Origin of the sequence: Paenibacillus sp. FSL K6-1330, from assembly GCF_037976825.1 — a bacterium.
Lineage (GTDB): Bacteria > Bacillota > Bacilli > Paenibacillales > Paenibacillaceae > Paenibacillus_AQ.
In genome coordinates, this window is sequence record NZ_CP150269.1 from 3,187,628 (window position 1) to 3,208,399 (window position 20,772).

Below are 20,772 nucleotides of genomic sequence, written 5' to 3' on the forward strand. Positions count from 1 at the left end.
TGATGGTACTGTAGTGCAACCTTACTTTCTTTACTCAGTTTCTTCCCCAAGTAAATACCCCACAGAGATTTCCAAAGCTTTGGCGATCATCACGACTTCATAGTCTTGAACGAGACGATCTTGACCCTCCAGACGTGAGAGACTGGTCTGACTGATATCTAGCCCTAATGTTTGCAATCTGGCAAGGAATTCTCTTTGCTTGATCCCTCTACTTTTCCGGATAGCTATCACTCGGGAACCGATAATATTTTTGTTCCCAGGTGGTTCTTGTCTATGCTTCATCAGTAACACCCCTCATTTCATCCAAATTGTAAGAGAAATTACGGTTGTTTTAATGCGAATATCGAATTAAAATAAAATAAACCGATAATCGCATTAAAAAGACTGCTCCTTCTAGCATTAACAAGAGAAGATGAATTTTAGACCCATCGGAGGTGTGGATGGATGAGCCGGTTGCACAACTTATTGGAGGAGGAACGGCGAAAGCTGAATAAGCTTGGAGAAGAGTCAGTGAAGCAGTCGATTCCGTTATCCGATAACCCTGAGGTTCTGGCACAGAGCCGAAGGGTCGATGAACTGGTAGCCCGATATGAAGACATGAAAGCGAGACGTAATCGGGTTGCACGATGAGTACTGTAAATGAGAGGTAGGGGAGGCAAAACAATGGAATTTCCACCGTGGTTTCAACAAGCGCTTCAAAGCAGACTGGATGAAGTGTCTGCACGAATCGAACATGATCCTGAATTAAGTCAGGTATGTGGGGAAGCAGACGAGGCGTTTGAAGCGTTGTTTGCAGGCAAGGACGTGAAGCGGATGCCTGAATATGCAGAGTGGGGGAATCATCATATCATAAGCAAAGGGATACAGAATGAGCTGCTGTACATGCAAGGGCTACGGGATGGCATTCAACTCACTGTATCCTTGCTGAGTCATTCGATGAGATCAGATGGAGAAAGCGAAAAGCCAAATGTCCATAAAGCGAAACAACCTTGAATTGAACTAAAATAAGCCGAAGCTTCAGTATTACACGCTTCGGCTATTTTATGTTCTTCCTTATACTGTCCCTTACTTCATTCTTTATCTCTACTCACCGACTTGAACCACTCCACACTACTTGGGTATCTGGTCACCGCTATTGGATTTTTCCAATGGGTAACAAATTGATATGATGTATTATATTACGTAGCAGCCTTACCAATGTGTACGAAATAGATTTGAAATAAGCTTTAAAATAAAAGAAGAAATAAACAAGACAAAATGGAATAAAGAATAGGGTGCTTTACTCAAAAGGTCCATCGTATAACATCGTATCTACGCTTCGGGGAACAAGAGAAGTGAATTCAACTCACAACCTTGTGAGGCTAAGTCCGTCGAACCCAGTCGCTGGCTCTCCTTTAAGCCTCTCGGGTTCGCGCGTTATACGCAATTGCCTAAAGCAAAGCATTATAAAAAAGAAAGGAAGATATACTTATGTGGGTTCCTTATGAAACAATAAGAAAACATCCTCTAGATTTTCTTGTACAGTATCGTTTTTATACACCTGAAGAAGGTAGTAGACGAAATCTTTTTTCTCAAGGATATGGACAAATTCTTATATAGAAGATCATTGAAATTAGGGAAGCTTGCTCAAAGAAGAAGTAACTAAGAACGTTATCTGAAATCGTCGGGATAAAAATATGTTTAAACGCCAGGATCTCAAGAAATTGGTTCAACTAGAATATAACCATAGTCAGAATTTATATTATTAATCTTCGCAACTTTTGTAATTAATATATTGGGCGGTGTGAATATGGAAGTTATAATACGTGAAATTGAAGTAAATGATTATCCTGAGGTAGTAACATTATGGATTAATGTGTTAGGAAACCGTAAGGTTAATCTTGATAATTTTTCCGTTACGCTAGAGAGAATGAATAAAGATGGGAACTATAAAACATTTGTAGCATTATTTGAAAATAAAGTGGTTGGTTTTATTACAACGGTACAGGCGTTATCATTTGGAGATGAAATTGGTTACTTACACATCCAGGGTCTTGCTGTGCAAATAGAACTTCAGAATAAAGGAATAGGAACAAAATTGCTTAAATATGTGGAGGATTATTCCAAGGGGAAAGGGATTTCAACCATAATCTTATGTAGTGGATTCAAACGCACAGATGCCCATGCCTTTTATGAACATAATGGTTATGACAAAGATTCATACTGCTTTGACAAAGGTCTTTGACTTTGTAGAAGAGAATTTGTTTAACAGGCTTTTCAGAGAGGCAATTCGAGGAGCAGATTGTGAAGTAAGATCATTATATTACGTGGAGGCAATCATATGAACAAAACTTTTAGCAATATACATAACACGAATAAGATTTATTGGGACGAGAACGGTAATGATTTTTTAGAAGCAATTGTACTGCCTTATTACGGTTGTAATACTTTAACGGAAAATGAATTAAACTTATTTGGTGATGTAGCAGGCAAAAAACTTTTAGATATTGGATGCGGCAACGGTGAATCTCTTAAATATCATGGCAATAACAAGGCCGCTGAGCTATGGGGAATAGATATTTCTAAAAACCAAATTGAGAAGGCAGCGAAATGCCTTTCAGAAAGTGGCTATACAGCTAAGCTGATTTGTGGGGCAATGGAAGAGGAACACGGACTACCATCCGATTATTTTGATTATGTTTATTCAATTTATGCAATTGGATGGACAACGGATATACAGGGTACATTCAACAGGGTTGCATCATATTTGAAAAAGGATGGTGTGTTTATTTTCAGTTGGTCGCATCCTATCCATATGAGCGTGGCATTTGAAGAAGGAAGAGCCTTTTTTAAAAATAGCTATTTTGATGAAGCATGGTCTGAGCGAGATCTTGACGGAAAAAATGTTTTACTTTGCTCCCGCAAAATATCAACTTACGTGAACACCTTGGCGAAGGCAGGTTTTGTAATTGAGCAATTGATTGAGCAGACAAACGACGAAACTTTGCAATTAACAGGCGAACTTAGTGATTGGAACAAAAAATCGCAAATGGTTCCGTTAACAGCAATTTTTAAAGCAAGGAAGCTGTAGTCGGGTGATATCTTTGCGATGCCATCAGGATAATACTCTTGAAATACTTGTATATAAAGGCTGGGTTTGAATGAGAGATTTGGAAATAGGAAGTACACGAGATAACTCAGACGACACACGAGCCGACCTAAGATAGGAGCTATCTAAGGCCGGCTCGCGTCTTGAAAACAGGAACGTTAGAGGAAATTATTGCATCATATGAAGTTTCAAAGAGAGCTTATTCAAAATGATGAATGGATTATTGATGGAAATTATAATAGAACAATAGATATTAGAAATTTCGGGAGCATTATTTTCGGGTGGTAGAAGAAAGACTGCAATGAAGAAACTTATTGATTACTAAAAAAACGCTGATAGCATGGATTGTCCAGTCTTATTCAAGTAATCCCTTTACTTATTTTTTTAATGAAATACCTGCTTATTTCTACCCAAAGCCAGCTGTAGAAAAGCGAGAACACATAAACGATGGTGATCGTACTCAGGCTAAATGTAGATGAAACTGCCGGGCCCAGTACAGGAAATCGAAAAACGTATAGCAACAAAAGGATTCCCGCCCACAAAGACAACGACCCGGTAATCACGACCGGCAAACGTATTTTCAAATATATCAGCGAACCGCCAATCCCAAGCCCCAATAAGCCTGTCGTGAAAGGAAAAACGATCAGTTCGCTTGGTTGGATAAAAAAGAGAAGCAACATCGTGAGCAAATAGGCGGTCAGACCGGAACCGACGGAAAGGATCGTACTTAACACAATGGGGGCTGTGGCGAGGGGACTAATCAAGTAGCCTATCCCTGGCAATAACCCTCCCATGGATTGAAAAATGACGGATAGCGCGGCAAGAAAAGCGACCGTAATCATTTTTCTTGTGGCAAATTGGGCCGCTCCAAAACGGGTGTTAATCTCTGAAACTTCTGGACATACGGGCTTTAACCAGTAATTATTCATGGGATTCATCGTTCAAAAACTTCTCCTTTCAACAGCACATGGATCAGAAGCAGAGCCAGCGCAGAAATGATCGTCAACCAATCGCGCCAACTAAACTGTAAACGGCGTGCCCGGATTTTATTTCCCGGTAAGTAACAGCGAGCGTCCATCGCGAGAGCCAGTTGGTTTGCACGGCGAAGCACGGCAACGAACAGCGCGACGAGAAGCTGAAGAAGAGATTGTAATGTGGTTCGAAGGCCTTCGCCTTTATAACGCGCGTGTTTCACTTTTTGCGATTTCAACATGGAGTCGACTTCATCAATAAAGAGAGGAATAAACCGGAAGGCCACCGAGATCATAAATACGAAATTCTGAACCGGAAATCGAATGCGAGTAAGCGGGCGTAGGATGGACGCTAGTCCGTCAGCCAGCTTGGTCAGGGGAGTCGTTGCACTGAGCGCTATAGCCGTTGTGATAAAAAAAATGAGCTTGCAAGGCAGGAGAATTGCATGTTTAAGATCGCCTAACAGGATGTGGAAACAAAACAGCGTGAGCAGAAGGGGAAGCATACCCTGCAGGCCGTTCCATAAATAAGCTAGGGGCAATCGGGCGGCGAGAACCAACAACAACCCAACGATTGCATAGAAAACCACGCTGACTAGATCATTTGAAATGGTAACCAAAGATAAATATGTCGCTGTAAAGATAAGTTTTGAACGAGGATCCAAGTCCTGCAAAAAAGAGCGCGTGTTCATAGACGGCCCGAAAGACAGCAACTTCAACCATTGCACGTCACAGTTCCTCCCTAGAGAGATTTGTGATGAATGACATCAATTGCTCTTCTTTATATACACTTTCGAGCATATTTTGGACGAACTGTTTTTCGAGTGAATCTATAAAACGGAGCAGGGGCGTTTTCACAAAACCGATTCGCTCCAGCCGCCGCCAGTGATCCTGAATTTTAGAAGGGTGGAAATCCACGTACAATTGACCATGGTCTAACACGAGAATCCGATCAGCGTATTCGAGGGCTTCTTCAAGCCGATGAGTAATGTAGAGAACCGTCATTTTTTTCTCATCATGAATTTGCTTTATATACGACAACACTCTGCTCCGTTCCCAGCTATCCAGACCCGCTGTCGGTTCGTCCAGAATGAGAATTTTCGGTTCCGTAACGAGTACTCCTGCTAGTGCGATCCGCCGCAATTCACCGCTGCTGATTTGAAATGGTGACCGGTCTTTGAACTGTGAAAAGCACAACCCTACGGCTTCCATCGTTTGTTTCACTTGCTCGGCAACCCATTCCCGCCTTGGACCTATTCGATGTAGTCCGGCTCCGATATGGTTGAAAACTGTATCCTCCATGACTTGGTGCTCGGGGAATTGGAACAAAAATCCGATTGCTTTCCAAAGGCGGAGGCGGTCGGATTTTTTATTGACTCGGTAAGGTCCGATCCGTACTACCCCTGATTGAGGGAGGATCAGGCCTCCAATCAACTGTCCCAATGTGGTTTTTCCGCTCCCGGTTGGCCCCATAATCGCCACGAACTGCCCTGCAGGAACGTGCAGCGAGATTTGATCAATGGCTTTTTTATGAAAAGGGGTTCTGGCCGCAAGCATGCAATTGACATTCTCCAAAACAATATCCATCACTCATCCCCGAACTCAAATTCATTCGTAGTAGGTAAACTCAGCCCTGTTTGCTTGGCAAGATCACGCATTCGAACAGAAAACGGAGGGAGAAGGCCAGAGTCCGTAAAAACGCATGAATTTGCCTCCGCTTCTTCGGGCGTTCCATCGAACTGGATCTTACCTTTTTGCATCACAACAAGACGATCGGCAGTGAAAATCTCTTCGACCTCATGGGTCACCTGGATAATCGTAAATCCGTTTCGATGCAGTTCGGACAGGATCTCATGAATTTGCCGGGCGCTCTGGGAATCGAGCATGGAAGTGGATTCGTCAACAATGATCACTTTGGGCTCCATGGCCAGAACTCCGGCAAGCGCGAGCTTTTGTTTTTCCCCGCCAGATAGAAAATACGGAGGACGATCTTTCAGTTCATCGAGTCCAAGCAATTGCAAGACGGATCGGCATCGGGATTCTGCTTCTTCCGGGGAAACGCCGATATTATACAAGCCAAAAGCCGTATCCTCCTGAACGGTCATGCCAACAATCTGATTCTCCGCGTTGGGAAACACCATACCTACATTTTGGCGAATATTCCATAAGTTCTGATGGTCACATGTTGTCTTTCCGTAAACGGTGACTTCTCCCGATGTAGGTTGGAGCAGACCGTTAATCAATCGAACTAACGTTGATTTTCCAGAACCGTTACCACCCACGATCGTAAGCCATTCTCCTTCATCAAGGGTTAGATTGATTTCTCGAAGTGTCCAATCTTGGCGCGAATCGTACCGGAACCATACGTTGTTGAACGATATAACGCTGTCCATCATTCCCTCCGGCTTGGGTTCGTTATGAATCATGGAATAATTTCAAAAACGGTACCTTGGTTAGCATCAGCCACTTTCATCGAGCCATAAACCCCTAAATAGAGTCTGGTTTGATTCAGATTCGTTCCCAAACTAACATAATACGCGGATTGAGACCCAAACGGATAGTCGGTTTCAATAACATGAAAATCATGTAGTTTACCATCCGTTCTTACCCTGGTATATGCTAAGGCTCCTCTTACGGGAAGTTGAGATTCATTCCCTCGAGCGAGATCGGTAAACACAACGTTTCCTGATAAAGAGGGGATTTCATTTCCCATATAGGGCTGTACTCCTGTAAGTGCAGTTGCTCTAAACTTATCGGTTCGGGAATCTTCATGAAAATAACTTGTCAGAGGCTGGAGACGCCGTACGGCAGTTTTTACGGCTTCATCGTAATAAGCAATTGTTTTCTCGTTCAAAGCTGGATTTGCAGAGCAGCCGGTTATGATCGAGGTCGGAAAAGCACCTTCCCAACCGCGCCAGCCGAAGTTAATAAATCCTTCTTGGTCAAGTTCCGTTCTCACTAAAGAAGCTTGAATAAGCTGAGTAACCGGTATCGGTTTATAATGAACGAACGAAAAAATCGACTCTACGAGATCCTGTCCGACATTTCCTACGTATTTGATAAACTGATTATAAAACCTTTGAAATGAAATGCCGGGTATATTGCGAACGCCTTTGGCTATTACCGTAAGCGTTTCCTGAATGGGTACGGGCAGTTCATTAAAGCGTGTAACTACGGGCGGATTATCGATAAACGTATTTTTAACGACATCAATTTCGATGATTTTACCTGCGATTTCCATATCGTCTTGGCTCAAATTAAACGGATCATAGCCTGATCCGCCATCACCGGTTGTCAAAACAAGCCTTCCTGTTTCAGGGGAAAAGTTTAAGCTATTGACACCGTTATGGTTTAAAAACGGCCTTCTGAGGTTAAGTAATGTCCGCCTTTTTTGAGGTTGGCCATTCGATTGCAGAATCCATTCTTCGACTGTATCGATATGATCGTATTGATGTTCTCTATTTTCCCACTTCAGGTTTAAGGTGCTAGCATCGCACGGGTTCGGCTTAAAAGATTCAGGAGGAGCACCTGGAAAAGCCCCTGGACCTTGGGTTCCAGCTACTGAATAGTGGAGATAAAACAGACGATTATAATAAAATTGAGGATGAAATGCTAGTCCTAGCAACCCCCGTTCATCATATCCGCCGCTAGATCCACCTAGTTTCAGGATTCGTGGGCGAATATCTAAGAAAGTCTCTATAACTCCGTTTCCTATGTAAAAGATCTCTCCTACTTGGGTTGCAATAAATAATCTTTCGATGGAGTCGCCCGGAAGAATCGTTGTTTTCAATACAGTGGGTAAATTTAGCTTGCTAACAATGGGCCGCAAACTAACTTTAACTTTCGTCAATTCACTTAACCCTCCTTTTATGGCTTTCTTGTTTAAGCTTATGATTAGAACGGTTTATTATTCCGGGAGAGCGGATAGCGAAAAGGAGTAACAGGTCGAATATGAATAAAATAAAACTTCACAATGAATATCTATAACATCGTTTATAAAATGAGATATACTGAAGTAAGAATATGTAAGTTAGCCGCGCGTGAACACGACTCCTGAGCACCATAACTGCATAACGAGCAGTCGGCCGCTAAGTGGGTGGTCGAAATAAACCGTTACCGTAGAGAGGGCGGTCTAAATCTTTTTATAGGTAAGAAGCGCATAAATGTGGATGATTAATAGAAAAGGGAGGTGATTCCATTGGTAAAAAAATAATATGAGAAAATCTATATGTTTTATTTAAAATAGCATGCAGATTTTCTCTTTACTATTAAAGCTTAATGAAGAGGAGATTGAACATGTTAAATAAATTAAGTGAATCGATCTATTATTTATCTAACCAAAATGATAAAGAAAGACCGACCTTAGGGCTAGTTTGCGGAGATACATATAGCCTTGTCGTAGATGGTGGGAATTCCATTCAACATGCGAGAGAGTTTTTACATGAAATAAATAAGCTACATGTTCCCCCTATTAAATATTTGGTCATAACGCATGCTCATTGGGATCATTTCTTAGGGATGAATGAATACAATGCAATGATCATTGTTAATGATTTAACCCATCGAAAAATGAATGTTTGGAGAAGCTATTCGTATGATGATCATTCTCTTAATGCCTATGTAGAATCTAATAATATGTCTTTACAATGTAAGGAGATTATACAGAAGGAAATACCAGAGAGAGAGTCATTCAAATTAAACGCTCCAGATATCGTTTTCAAAGGATCTCTCCATATTGATTTGGGTAACAAAACTTGTATGATTGAAACAATTAGAAGTACGCACACGGATGATTCAACGGTTGTTTATATACCGGATGAAAAAGTCATCTTCTTAGGTGATAGTGTTTATGGTACAACTACAAATTCATTATTTCATTATAAAAAATCTCAATTAATGCCGATGATCGAAGATATTCAAAAATATGATGCGAGTCATTTCTTACTTGGTCATGAATCCATTTGTGATCTCGATGAGATGAATCAATTTTGGGAAGATCTTACCTTAAGTAGTAGAGCCGCCAATTCAACATCATTAGATCAATGCATAGAGTATTTTGAGAAAGAGAATCATAGAACCCCTCAAGGAGATGAGCTTTTCTTCTTAAAGGCGTTTGTTAATGATGAAATATTAAAATCACAGAAGAAATAAGGAACACAACTAAGTATAGTTTACCGCATAAAGAGTAGTCGATCACGTAAGATGGTCGAAAAAAAACCGTTCTCCTAGCCAGGGCGGTCTTTTTCTTTTCCATTGTAGGCGAGAAATGCCAAAATATAACATAACGAACTTGAATATTTGAATTGAGTTATTCCGTTGATAGCGTCGATGTTACTTAACATTTTTCAAAGGGAGCGGATCAGCGAATGAAAGATAAAGCACTTGAATGGGCAATCTTCGCAGAAAAGATAGTTCGCTTAGCCGGGAAAAAAATCACGAAATTACAAACTCAGTCTCTTATAGAAGTTACATATAAAAATGCAGGGGAACTTGTAACTTCTGCAGATTTTGCTTCTGACCAGATTATTCGTGAGGCAATTACTAGTGCTTACCCGGAACATGGTATTCTTTCCGAAGAAAACACCGATGGATATGGGACTAAGGATAACTTTGAAGGTCCTCATTGGATTATTGATCCTTTGGACGGAACGGTAAACTATGCACATCGCCTTCCTCATTTTGCTGTTTCTGCAGCCATTGCAGTTGATGGCATCGTTTGGGCAGGGGTTGTGTATGCTCCTGATTTGGGTGTTACCTACGTAGGAATTCGGGGAGAAGGTGCTTTTTGTAATGGTAAAGAACTTCAAGTTCCTCGATCCGGATCCTTGACAGACTCGATTATCGGTACTGGATTCCCGCATGATAAAGAAAAAGTACATCCGGCTCTTGCAAGAGTTAATCTCTTAACTACTCATTGTAGAGACATCCGACGTTTCGCTGCTCCGACAATAGATATCTGTTATGTGGCATCCGGACGACTAGACGCACATACAGAAAGCTTAGCTCCATGGGATGTCGCAGCAGCAGGTCTCATCGCTCGTGAAGCTGGAGCAATTACAGGCCATGTCGGTGTGGTGCCGTCGGGTTATCCTCCTGACTTATATGGAGAAGAAATAGTTTGCGCTAATCCTGCTATATTTGAAGAGCTGTTTTCATTGCTACAATCAAGAATTTAACTATTATTTAAAAACGCTTGAAAGGTCCGGCCATAGGAATATGGCCGGACCTTCTTCGTTAGTTATGACACTTGGTAATGTTGCAGGTTTAACTCGGTTCTATATGAACATGTACGTCATAAACGCCGTGGGTTTCTTTTAATTCATGTTCCACCTGGTCAGAAATATCATGGGCGACCCGGATATCCAGATTCGACCTGACCAGGATGACGATGTCGACAACCGTGTTGCTGCCATAATTCCTTGCCCGAATGTCCTTGACACCCTTAACGCCAACCACTTGTTTTACGGTTTCTTTGTAGTCTTTGACAATGTTTTCATCGAAGCCATCGGTTAAATGATGAGAGGCATCGCGGAATATATCCCAAGCGGTTTTACATATCAGGAAGCCTACCAGTACGGCGGTAAGCGGATCGAGCCACGGGAGATGAAATTGAGCGCCGATGATACCCACAACCGTACCGATGCTTACCCAGGCATCCGAGAGATTGTCCTTTGCCGCTGCCATTACGGCTTGACTGTTTACTTTGGCGGCCAGGCGCTTGTTATATCGGTAGACCAAGTACATCACAATGGCACAGACAATGCCGGTCCATGCGGATATAAGATCAGGAGATTCATGGTTTCCTTCAACCATGGAAGAGACGGCCCCGAACAAGACCTGGATCCCGACGGCCATCATAATAAAGGAGGCGATCAAGGAGGCTACCGTTTCCGCTTTCCAGTGACCGTATGGATGATCCCGGTCCGCAGGTTTTTGCGATAATCGCAGTCCGATCAATACAGCAATGGACGCCACGATATCTGTAGCATTATTTAAACCGTCCGCCCGCAGGGCCTCGGAGTTCGCGGTGTACCCTATCAATAATTTAATTGCAGATAAACAGATATAAGCAATGATACTGATGATGGCACCTTTTTCACCCAATTTTAAATCATGATAACGTTGTTGTTCCAAATCTAGCCGACTCCTTCCGCACACCCAAAAAATAGTACCTGACTATATTACCAAGTAGAGCAGGGGTGGGTCTAGAGCAACGTTTTTTCCTATCACTTAATAAGTGACAAGGGGCAAAAAGAGTTGCACCAGACTAAGAAAGATAGAGTGACGCTAGGATTTTAAGCACATCAAAATAGCGGGCGAGACCATCTCTCGGCACCGCTATGGATTGATACATATGTTCTTACATGATCTTGTTCAAATGAAGCATATATTCACCGCGATTTAGCGGGTTGACTTGTCTCCGTTTATTCACAGGGACGGTGGCTTGCACCTTCACGTAGCCTCCTGGTTTTACGGAGAGCATGCCCTCACCGCTTGTTAGAGAATGGACTTCGGCTTTCAGCAAGTCGGTCGTCCGCACGGGGATGGTACCATGAATGTGGACGGCATGGTTGTGGAATGTGGGTTCCTGATAGGTCCCTTCCAGTGCCGCCAATCTGGATAACGCTTTGCTCAAACTGGTTTCCGGCAGAATGAATTGGATCACGTTTATGGGCTCATATACTTCCGTTCCGGCTATGTTGAGCGCTGCCATGAGGACGAGCGGGGTCAGACTGCGAAAATCCTTTGCCGTCGATACCGGACTTGCGTAGCCGGTATGCGTCAGCGTCACCATAATATCGGTCACGGACCATCCATACAGTCCCTCTTGCAGCACCTCAATCACGGTATCTTTAATCGCTTTCTGAAAGGATAAGGGGAGGGAGCCCAGCTCCACTTCCAGTCGATAGTGAAGTCCGGTTCCTCTCTCGCCAGGTTCGACTCGTAAGCCAACCGTTGCATAAAAAGGACACTCGCCCATATATTCAACAGCCTCTCCCATCGCAACAGGCTTCTCGATACAAATGACCCGCGGAGCTGAAAATACGGCTTCGATGCCGTATTGCTGCTGAATCGTTTCCAGCAGAATTTCTTGCTGGACTTTGCCGAATACGTGGATGATATGTTCCTTGGTATTTGGATCCTGGATATATTGCAGGAACGGATCCTCTTCAGTAAGATCGCTTAAGGCAGTGTAAAGTTGATGCTCCTCCGCAGGATTCTTGGCTGACACTTGGACTTGTATCGGCGGCTTCTGAAAATGGACCCGCTTCATCCTGTCGGATACAGCACCGATGACGTCGCCCACCTTGAGTTCATCAGTAATGAGAATTGCAATGTCACCGGCATCGATCTGATTCACCGGAATGGATTTGCCATCATCCAGAGCATGTAGGTGTTTCACCTTGAACATGGTGGTGTTTCCGTTCTGCGTGATCACCTTAATCTCATCACGTGCCTGGATACTGCCGGCGAACAGCCGGAGGTAGACGTTACGTTCCCCATTCGGAAGTTTGATGACTTTGAACACCAAGCCGGATAACGATTCATGCTGAAGCTCCGAGGCGTCATTAACGGGGAAACATTCACCAAGCGCATGAAGCAGCGGCTCGATGCTGATCCCTTTGGCTGCTGATCCTGCAAAAAGGGGGTATACTTTACCTTTCTGGGTTTGCCTGTGTAATTCCTCCTGCAACCGTTCGCGAGATATGGGAATATCCTGAGCATAGTCGTTCAGCAGATCGTCATTGGTCAGTGCCAACATTTCGACCCACCCGGCGTTATGGGGATCGGCCACATCCACCCGAACGGCTGCGCTGCCTTCCTGAGTAACAGAGCTCATCTCACAAATATGTTCATCCAGCAGATTACGTATCATGGTAGAGACTTTCTCGTAATTCGCGCCCATTCGATCGATCTTGTTCATGAATAGAACGGTGGGAATCCCTTGTTCTTTCAGTGTTTGCATGAGCACCCGCGTCTGGGCCTGTACGCCCTCAACCGCGGAAATGACCAGAATGACGCCATCCAGCACACTTAGTGAATGCTCGACCTCCGAGATGAAATCGGCATGTCCCGGCGTATCGATCAAGTTGATTTTTAGATCGCCCAGCATGAACGATACCGCAGCGGACTTTATCGTGATGCCTCGTCTGCGTTCAATGTCCAGCGAATCCGTGATGGTATTGCCTTGGTCAACGGAGCCCGCTTGATCAATAATTCCGGATCTAAACAGGATTTGCTCCGTTAGTGTGGTTTTACCGGCATCAACATGGGCCAAAACCCCAATATTCAATATTTTCTTCATATATAATAACCCTCATTCGTTTCATTGTTAGTTGTCCTTTCCGTTGGTTGTTATAGTTGAATTGCCGCATAAAGATCGCCTCCATGAAAAATAAAGTTACTTCTAGTTTATCCATTAAGAGATAATCGGAATATGTAATAAATGCTTATAATCATTCATTATCTTGTTCTCTATCTGGCAACGTGCAGCGTCATATTTGAATTTACATATTTAATACCGTGAAAAATGGTCGGCATTGGATTAGGATAAAGGCATACACCATATATGAAGGAGTCTTGCATTTGATAACACTTCATGCCATAGATAAGGACAATTGGGAGGATTGCATTCGTCTTAAACCGAGACCTGAACAGGAGAAGTGGATTGCCCCCAATCTATATTCAATAGCGGAAGCTCAATTCATGGAGGGCTTCGAAACGCGTGCGATCTACCATGATGAAGAGATGATCGGATTTGTAATGTATGGTCTGCACCCACACGATGATAACTACTGGATATACCGGTTTATGATCGATGGTAAGTTTCAGGGACTGCATTATGCCAAACCCGCGATTCGTTTGGTTTTCGAGGAGATTCGGACCTCGCCGGATACAACGGACGATGTTATGCTATGTTACAAACCCGAGAATGAGCGTGCAAAAAGGCTATATTCCGAAATTGGATTTAAAGAAGCCGGGTATGCCCCCTGGGGAGACGTGTTGGCTAAATATCGTTTTATAAAATAGGCTATAAATAGAAAAGCCGTGCATTCATCCATTTCCTATGGCAGAACGCATGGCTTTTTAGCTCGATTCTTTATGGGGGCGGATGAATTTGGACTGTACACGAGTGTTTTTTCACCAAAAGCGAAGGTTTGCCAAGAGAAAGGAAGTTTGGTTCCTCACAAGGCGTGGCTCCGATTTCAAGTGCGTGTTGATATGAAGGAGAATATGCTATTATACCTAAATAGCAAAGTTGCTCGGAATGGAGGGGACTACGATTCGAATATTAGCGATTAGCGACATTCATGGCTGCTTCGATGAATTCAATCAGTTATTGTCTGACGTGCAGTACAATCCTGATAAGGACAAGCTGATCTTGCTCGGGGATTATGTGGATCGCGGATTAAGAAGCAGGGAAGTCATTGAGCAAGTGATGGAATTGCGGGATGAAGGTGCCATCACTCTTCGGGGGAATCATGATCAGATGATGCTGGATGCCATTTTGCTTGATACGGATGAAGTGAACTCACGCTGGATTCGCAATGGAGCTCGACACACGATTGAAAGCTACTGCGGCGCCGATTTTTTTGAGGGTGAAATGGAACGCGCCAGATATAACGAAGGTAAAGCCTATATTAAAAAAAAGTTCGAGCATCATTTATCTTTTCTTGATACGCTAGCTCTCTATTATGAAACAGACACTCACATATTCGTGCATGCAGGAATCAATCCGGGTGTTGATGACTGGAAGTTGCAGCCTCATCATGATTTCATCTGGATTCGCGATCCGTTCTATAATTATCCAACAGGCCTTAACAAAACCGTGGTGTTCGGGCATACGCCGGCCATGAACTTGCATGATTCGGAGGGGATTTGGTTCTGTGAAGAAGGGGACAAAATCGGTATCGATGGAGCGTGCGTGTACGGTAAACAGCTTAACTGCCTGGAAATCACGGAAGAGCAGGAATATCGAACGCATATTGTTCGGTTCATGCACAATGATGTGAACGTAGAGGAAGAGCAATAAAATAAACGAATACATACGCTCGATAGGAGGATCTATCCACCATGTTAATTATGAATGAAAAGATAAAAGCTCGCGAAGTAGAGCTGACCGGCCTAAACGGCGAAGATCTGGGAGTCGTCTCCAGGGATGAGGCGCTTGCGCTGGCGAAAAGTCACAAAGCCGATTTGGTGTGTACCTCACTATTCAGCAGTCCCCCGCCCTGCAAGCTCGTAAGCCGTGGTCAGGCGAAGCAGGAGGCCGTGAAAGAGAAGAAAGGCCAGCCAGCTTCATCAAGTCTGATGAAAGTAAAGGAATTCCGCTTGTCTGTACATATTGAAGAGCATGATTATGACACCAAGCTGTCGCAAATGCATAAGCTGCTGGCAGCGGGCAAAGCTGTCCAGCCCGTTATTCGCATTCAAGGCAAGGAGGGCGAAGCCGCCCGCAAGCTGCTTGAGCGACTCGTTCAAGATCTGGCTGAGGTAGGCAAGAAGGAGACGGGCATTCAGGTCAGCGGCAAGCAGGCTACCGTGAAGTTTCTGCCGATCTAAGCTGACGGAACGCATATTCAGGCGTTTCATTTTAGTGAGGTTCCATGGTTTACTTTTTTATATTTAGATGATACTATGGATCAAATTGTAAACGCCATGAAGAGAAGAGTAGATGAACAGGAATCCCCACAGAGAGCTTCGGTAAGCTGAAAAGGAGTTGGAAGCCCTTCATTGAACCAAGCCTCTGAGCGGCGCATCGGAACTTATGGATAAGGGATGGTGCGACAGGAGCTCCTGTTACAGAGCTAGGGTATAAGCGATCGCGTGATGGCCGTACCTGATAAGGCTGGTATCGTGAGATATCGGCGAATAGGGGTGGCACCGCGAAACCAATCTCGTCCCCAAGACTTATGTCTTGGAGACGGGATTTTTTTGTTTTTTACGGAGTTACGGCAGAAAAAATCAACGTAAGGAGGAGTCAGGTATGAGCGAGAACAAAAACAAGGCAGAAGAAACGGTGGATTTTTTGACCAAGATGATCAAAGAGGATGTAGACAACAGCGTGTACCACAGGCCGGTGGCTACGCGATTTCCGCCGGAGCCCAACGGTTATCTGCATATCGGCAGCGCCTATGCGATTTACATCAATCATTCCATCGCCAGCCGGTTCCATGGGACTTTCAATCTTCGGTTCGACGATACGAATCCACTGAAGGAAGATATCAAATACGTGCATGCGATTCAGGAGGATATCCAGTGGCTCGGACTTAAGCCGGACGTTTATTTCGGGTCGGATTATGCGCATCAAATCGCTGAAGCGGCAAAGAAACTCATAGCTAAAGGGAAGGCTTACGTTTGTGATCTCACGCCTGAACAAATGACGGAATACCGGGGGACGCTGACAGAAGCTGGCATCAACAGCCCTTTTCGGGAGCGCAGCATTGAGGAGAATTTGGCGTTATTTGAGCAAATGATCGCAGGGGCATTTCAACCATCGGAAAAAGTACTCCGAGCCAAAATCGATATGTCTTCCCCTAACATGAACCTGAGAGATCCAGTCCTATATCGTATCATTCATGCAGAGCATTACCGTACGGGAACAACGTGGTGTGTATATCCGATGTACGATTTTGCCCATCCGATCCAGGACTGGATCGAAGGAATTACCCATTCGTTATGCTCAGCCGAGTTTAAAGATCATCGCCCGTTATACGAGTGGGTGCTTACGGAACTGGAAGTGACGGAGCCTCCGAAGCAGCGGGAATTCGGAAGGTTGAATATCTCGGGATACGTAACGAGCAAGCGATACCTGAGGGAATTGGTGGAGGGAGGTTTTGTCGACGGATGGGATGACCCTAGACTACCAACGTTGATAGGATTACGGCGGCGAGGCGTGACACCTGAGGGTATCCGGCGTTTCCTGGGGGAACTCGGGGCGTCTCGCGGCAACAGCCTGGTGGACTCGGGCATGCTCGATCATTATATCCGTCAAGACTTGAAGGAACGGTGTTATAACGCGATGACCGTCATGAATCCGCTGAAGGTAATCATTACGAATGTTCCGGAAGATTACACCGAGATGCTGACCATACCGAATCATGAAAGTGACGAAACATTGGGTGAGCGGGAGGTTCCTTTTTCACGAGAACTGTACATCGAACAAGAGGATTTTATGGAGGAGCCCGTTCCCGGATTTCATCGGTTATCCCCTGGCAAGGAAGTGCGCCTGAAAGGAGCCTACTTCATCAAATGCGAACATGTCGTGAAAGATCCGGCAACGGGGGAAATCATGGAGATCCACTGCACGTATGATCCACTAACGAAGAGCGGGAGCGGATTTAATGAGCGGAAGGTGAAAGCAACGCTGCATTGGGTGTCTGCGAAGCACGGGATTCCGGCGGAACTTCACTTGTATGATAAGCTGCTGAAGGAATCAGCCGAGTTATCAGAATCGGATAACGTTTGGAAGGATCTGATGAATCCCGAATCGTTGATTCGAATCGAAAACGCCATACTGGAGCCTTCCATGCTGAAAGCGACGATGAACCGTACGTACCAATTCATCAGACACGGATATTTCTGCGTGGATTCCAAATATACAACAGAACACAGGCTGGTGTTTAACCGTATTGTTCCTTTGAAGGATTCATGGAAGAAGCGCGCTTAAAGTCGTTTTAGTATAAGCGTTCGGCCAACATCAAAAAGCCGGCAGCAAGTTAGCTGCCGGCTTTTTGATGTTTTTAGTAAATCATCATCTGTTCTTTCCTAATATATTGAGCGTTAAGGCGTCCAATGTCCCGGTCGAGATAAGGATGGAGGCAGTTGGGTGCTGGCGTCTCCTCTCGCTGCGTTAACCTGGAATTGAGTAAGGAAGAGGCTGGTTGCTAGATTGGCCCCCCTAAGGTCTGCGTCCCTGAAATCGGCACCGATGAGATCGGCAGCCTGCAGATCGGCTCCTCTGAGGTCCGCGGCAATGAGATAAGCGCCTCTCAGATTGGCGTATCTCAGGTCTGCTCCCTTAAGCTTTGCTCCCATTAGGTCAGCACCGCGCCCCCCGATCTTTTGACGTACGGGTGGCCCTTTATGTTTCTTGCGCGCATCATCCCGCACAAGTTCACTGGTTCGAAGAAGCAGCTGATTCACTTCTGCCCGATGAGCTGCCACATCCAGCCGTAACAGGGATTCGGGAGGAAGCTGAGTCAACCGCCGCGTCTCTTCCAGCGACAATCTCAGATCGGTATGAATGTCTTGAGCCGGTTGCAAAGTCAGGGCTTCGTTCAGATACCATAACAGCTCGTGAAGCTGTCGCATAATCGGGAATACGTCGAACATTTCTTCTGCTGTCCCAGGGGCCAGCCGCCAGTCGCGTCCGTTATAGGTGACCTGTGAAACCATTTGACCTGCTCCAAAGCAGTCGTATACGGTGCAGCCTCTCATACCTCGCTGCCTCAAGCTGCTGTGTACACCGCAGCGGAAGTCGGATTGCAGATGGTGACAAGGGGTTCCGCCGTCTTTGTCCATGGCAAAATCCGTTGAGGCGGCGAAGGGTAAAGCGACGCAGCATAATCCAAAGCAGCGTTCGCAATCCGCTTGTAATTGTAATCCGCCCTGTTCATCGGGGACTTGTTCTTGTTTGTCTAGCATAACGTTAGAGGAGCTCCTTCCAAGTCGGTGTTACGTCAATGAGTGACATCTAGTTATATTTTAAAACAAAATGATCATAGAGTCCTAGATGCAATCTTGGTTTAAACTGTTTTATACCGCGGGAATGGGTTAAAATCATAACCCCCCATGCTATAATGCATCTTAAGCTGCCAAGGAAATTCCGGCAGCTTTTTGTATTTTATATGCAAAGCCAACCGATAGTATATAATGAAATTCGTGTCTATAGACATCGCTTTATTTGGAATTTACGTCATTTCAGGACATATGTCCTTTCCTGAGTTTGGGGAATTCACTTTTAATAGTATACAGACCTATAGAAGAAGGAGTATGTATCGTGAGAGGAATCTTATTTGCATTCATTGGCGGTGCCTGCATTACGCTGCAAGGTGTGGCCAATGCCCGAATTAGTCAGGATATGGGCACCTGGCAAGCTGCCGCGGTTACGCAGTTGACCGGATTTATTATGGCCTTCATTATTCTGCTGTTCGTTCGCGACGGAAGCAGACAAGGATTTGGACAAGTGAAGCCGCTCTATCTAATCGGAGGAGCCTTGGGGGCACCCATTATATTCAGTGAGGTGACTGCGATTCAGAACATCGGTGTTACATTAACGATATCCGCGTTATTGATCGCCCAGTTATTCTTAACGTTCCTGATTGACAGCAAGGGATGGTTCGGTGTAGTGAAAAAGAGAATGAGCTTGCCTCAATTCATCGGGATCGGGATGATGATCGCTGGTGTCGTGATTATCAAATTATAATGTGAAACCAAGCAGTTCTTGAGATGAAGTGTTCGGGAAAGGAGAGAGGGACGTGAAGGAAATTCATAATGCGGAGCTCATGCAGCATCTTTTGCTGAGCAACCAGATCCAGTCCGTATTTCACGATGATTTAATGCCTTATCTGGTTTTATATCACTATGATCAGGGCGACATCGTCTGCACGCAAGGCGAGCCGGCCGATATGCTGTATATCCTGGTTCAAGGGAAGATTAAAATCTTCACGACCTCTGCGGAAGGCAAAGCGCTTGTTCTATCTTTCAAAACACCGCTTGAGGTGATCGGAGATATTGAATATATTCAAGGCAATCCGTTGATTAATACGGTACAGGCCGTATCATCTGTCTATATGATCGGCGTGCATTATCGCTGGCTTCGCAAATACGGACAGGAGCATCCGCCGCTGCTTCAATTTATGTTGCGGATCATTACGCGGAAATTTTATATTAAATCCAATTTCTTGAGTTTCAATTTGCTTCATCCGGTGGAGGTACGACTGGCTAGCTATTTACTGTCCGTTTCAGAGGCGGAGTCGGATACGTTCGCTACCAAAAACCCGGCCGCGTTCAACCTGACCGATATCGCGAATCTGCTTGGAACCAGCTATCGGCATTTAAACCGGGTGATCTTGAAATTCAGTCAGGAAGGGCTGATCGAGCGTCACAAGGGGTACATTCTGATTAAAGACCGGGATGCGTTAACGAATGTAGCGGGAGGCAATATTTACGAAGAATAACACACGGTGATGATGAAACATGAAGTAAGGGAGATGGAACATGTTAGCAGGATTGGTATTGGCACTCATCGCGGGTTCAATGGTTAGTTTGCAGAACATTTTCAATAATAGAGTGAATGAGAAGACCGGCTCCTGGTCTACGACGACGTTGGTGTTAGGCATGGGCTTCGTGGCTTCGTTCGGCATGAGTCTTGCTGTAGAAGGCAAGGGGACGTTCGCCATTCAAAACATGGAGCCTTGGTACTGGATTAGCGGGTTGATTGGGGTCGGCGTGGTGATTTGCCTGGTGCAGGCGACAAGGCTGCTGGGTGCCACATTCGCCATTTCGATTGTCATGACCTCGCAGCTCGGTTTCGCACTGTTGTGGGACTCCTTGGGATGGTTAGGGCTTGAGAAGGTTCCGTTTACAATGAATCAGTTGATCGGTGTTCTTGTGATTGTCGGGGGGATACTGGTATTTAAATTAGGCGGGAAACGGGAACAACAAGGGACGGCTTAGCATGAAGTTTACATGAAAGGAGGGGAATCC

The 20,772-nt window shown here is 44.7% G+C and carries 22 protein-coding genes and 1 other annotated feature; of the genes, 13 read left to right on the forward strand and 9 right to left on the reverse strand.

What is annotated here, in order from left to right; all coding sequences use genetic code 11:
- Positions 1-30: 30 nt before the first annotated feature.
- The gene (locus NYE54_RS14585; protein ID WP_098743596.1) at positions 31-282 is read right to left on the reverse strand and encodes a helix-turn-helix transcriptional regulator; all 252 of its coding nucleotides are present in this window, start codon (positions 280-282) and stop codon (positions 31-33) included.
- 162 nt (positions 283-444) lie between these two features.
- Between NYE54_RS14585 and NYE54_RS14590 the strand changes: the two genes are divergently transcribed.
- The 4 genes from NYE54_RS14590 (at position 445) to NYE54_RS14605 (ending at position 3,070) form a co-directional block, all read left to right on the forward strand.
- The gene (locus NYE54_RS14590; RefSeq protein ID WP_098743599.1) at positions 445-630 is read left to right on the forward strand and encodes a Spo0E family sporulation regulatory protein-aspartic acid phosphatase; all 186 of its coding nucleotides are present in this window, start codon (positions 445-447) and stop codon (positions 628-630) included.
- 33 nt (positions 631-663) lie between these two features.
- Entirely contained in the window at positions 664-993 is a 330-nt protein-coding gene (locus NYE54_RS14595; RefSeq protein WP_339272692.1) for a hypothetical protein, read from the forward strand.
- A 796-nt stretch (positions 994-1,789) separates the two neighbouring features.
- Complete coding sequence (locus NYE54_RS14600) at positions 1,790-2,224, forward strand: GNAT family N-acetyltransferase (protein ID WP_339272694.1); 435 nt, start codon at positions 1,790-1,792, stop codon at positions 2,222-2,224.
- A 96-nt stretch (positions 2,225-2,320) separates the two neighbouring features.
- Positions 2,321-3,070, forward strand: coding sequence for a class I SAM-dependent methyltransferase (locus NYE54_RS14605; RefSeq protein WP_339272696.1), 750 nt, complete (start codon positions 2,321-2,323; stop codon positions 3,068-3,070).
- A gap of 377 nt (positions 3,071-3,447) precedes the next feature.
- Here NYE54_RS14605 and NYE54_RS14610 read toward each other — a convergent pair whose 3' ends face one another.
- From NYE54_RS14610 to NYE54_RS14630, 5 genes are read right to left on the reverse strand one after another with little or no spacing between them, the layout of a single operon-like run.
- Entirely contained in the window at positions 3,448-4,026 is a 579-nt protein-coding gene (locus tag NYE54_RS14610) for a hypothetical protein (RefSeq protein ID WP_339272698.1), read from the reverse strand.
- On the reverse strand, positions 4,023-4,787 hold the full coding sequence (locus NYE54_RS14615) for an energy-coupling factor transporter transmembrane component T (protein ID WP_339272700.1): 765 nt from the start codon (positions 4,785-4,787) through the stop codon (positions 4,023-4,025). Before NYE54_RS14615 ends, NYE54_RS14610 begins: the two co-directional genes overlap by 4 nt.
- A gap of 1 nt (position 4,788) precedes the next feature.
- The gene (locus NYE54_RS14620) at positions 4,789-5,646 is read right to left on the reverse strand and encodes an ATP-binding cassette domain-containing protein (protein ID WP_339272702.1); all 858 of its coding nucleotides are present in this window, start codon (positions 5,644-5,646) and stop codon (positions 4,789-4,791) included.
- Entirely contained in the window at positions 5,646-6,452 is an 807-nt protein-coding gene (locus NYE54_RS14625; protein ID WP_339272704.1) for an ATP-binding cassette domain-containing protein, read from the reverse strand. The genes NYE54_RS14620 and NYE54_RS14625 overlap by 1 nt, the downstream gene beginning before the upstream one ends.
- Positions 6,453-6,481: 29 nt before the next feature.
- On the reverse strand, positions 6,482-7,909 hold the full coding sequence (locus NYE54_RS14630; RefSeq protein WP_339272705.1) for a PQQ-dependent sugar dehydrogenase: 1,428 nt from the start codon (positions 7,907-7,909) through the stop codon (positions 6,482-6,484).
- A 446-nt stretch (positions 7,910-8,355) separates the two neighbouring features.
- On the opposite strand from NYE54_RS14630, the gene NYE54_RS14635 reads away from it, so the two are divergent.
- Together NYE54_RS14635 and NYE54_RS14640 are read left to right on the forward strand one after the other, a co-directional pair.
- Positions 8,356-9,210, forward strand: a complete 855-nt coding sequence (locus NYE54_RS14635; protein WP_339272707.1) for an MBL fold metallo-hydrolase — start codon at positions 8,356-8,358, stop codon at positions 9,208-9,210.
- Between the two features lie 215 nt (positions 9,211-9,425).
- Complete coding sequence (locus NYE54_RS14640; protein ID WP_339272709.1) at positions 9,426-10,235, forward strand: inositol monophosphatase family protein; 810 nt, start codon at positions 9,426-9,428, stop codon at positions 10,233-10,235.
- Positions 10,236-10,323: 88 nt separating this feature from the next.
- Here the strand turns inward: NYE54_RS14640 and NYE54_RS14645 are convergent, their stop codons facing one another.
- Both NYE54_RS14645 and NYE54_RS14650 read right to left on the reverse strand, forming a co-directional pair.
- Complete coding sequence (locus tag NYE54_RS14645; RefSeq protein ID WP_339272711.1) at positions 10,324-11,193, reverse strand: cation diffusion facilitator family transporter; 870 nt, start codon at positions 11,191-11,193, stop codon at positions 10,324-10,326.
- Between the two features lie 226 nt (positions 11,194-11,419).
- Positions 11,420-13,366, reverse strand: a complete 1,947-nt coding sequence (locus tag NYE54_RS14650) for a translation factor GTPase family protein (RefSeq protein WP_339272713.1) — start codon at positions 13,364-13,366, stop codon at positions 11,420-11,422.
- Positions 13,367-13,647: 281 nt separating this feature from the next.
- On the opposite strand from NYE54_RS14650, the gene NYE54_RS14655 reads away from it, so the two are divergent.
- From NYE54_RS14655 to NYE54_RS14670, 4 genes are all read left to right on the forward strand, one after another.
- On the forward strand, positions 13,648-14,091 hold the full coding sequence (locus tag NYE54_RS14655) for a GNAT family N-acetyltransferase (protein WP_339272715.1): 444 nt from the start codon (positions 13,648-13,650) through the stop codon (positions 14,089-14,091).
- A 238-nt stretch (positions 14,092-14,329) separates the two neighbouring features.
- Positions 14,330-15,094: a metallophosphoesterase family protein gene (locus NYE54_RS14660; protein ID WP_339272717.1), complete on the forward strand. Its 765-nt coding sequence runs from the start codon at positions 14,330-14,332 to the stop codon at positions 15,092-15,094.
- 41 nt (positions 15,095-15,135) lie between these two features.
- A complete protein-coding gene (gene infC / locus NYE54_RS14665) occupies positions 15,136-15,624 on the forward strand; it encodes a translation initiation factor IF-3 (protein WP_339272719.1) in 489 nt (162 codons plus the stop codon).
- A gap of 87 nt (positions 15,625-15,711) precedes the next feature.
- Positions 15,712-15,970, forward strand: a binding site (T-box leader).
- Positions 15,971-16,048: 78 nt separating this feature from the next.
- Complete coding sequence (locus tag NYE54_RS14670) at positions 16,049-17,731, forward strand: glutamine--tRNA ligase/YqeY domain fusion protein (RefSeq protein ID WP_339272721.1); 1,683 nt, start codon at positions 16,049-16,051, stop codon at positions 17,729-17,731.
- Positions 17,732-17,844: 113 nt separating this feature from the next.
- Here the strand turns inward: NYE54_RS14670 and NYE54_RS14675 are convergent, their stop codons facing one another.
- A complete protein-coding gene (locus NYE54_RS14675) occupies positions 17,845-18,708 on the reverse strand; it encodes a pentapeptide repeat-containing protein (protein WP_339272723.1) in 864 nt (287 codons plus the stop codon).
- 355 nt (positions 18,709-19,063) lie between these two features.
- Between NYE54_RS14675 and NYE54_RS14680 the strand changes: the two genes are divergently transcribed.
- Genes NYE54_RS14680 through NYE54_RS14690 form a run of 3 tightly spaced genes read left to right on the forward strand, consistent with a single transcriptional unit; the run spans position 19,064 to position 20,742 of the window.
- Positions 19,064-19,489, forward strand: coding sequence for a DMT family transporter (locus NYE54_RS14680; RefSeq protein ID WP_076326058.1), 426 nt, complete (start codon positions 19,064-19,066; stop codon positions 19,487-19,489).
- A gap of 52 nt (positions 19,490-19,541) precedes the next feature.
- Complete coding sequence (locus tag NYE54_RS14685) at positions 19,542-20,243, forward strand: cyclic nucleotide-binding domain-containing protein (RefSeq protein ID WP_076326059.1); 702 nt, start codon at positions 19,542-19,544, stop codon at positions 20,241-20,243.
- 40 nt (positions 20,244-20,283) lie between these two features.
- Entirely contained in the window at positions 20,284-20,742 is a 459-nt protein-coding gene (locus tag NYE54_RS14690; protein ID WP_339272726.1) for a DMT family transporter, read from the forward strand.
- Positions 20,743-20,772 lie beyond the last annotated feature (30 nt).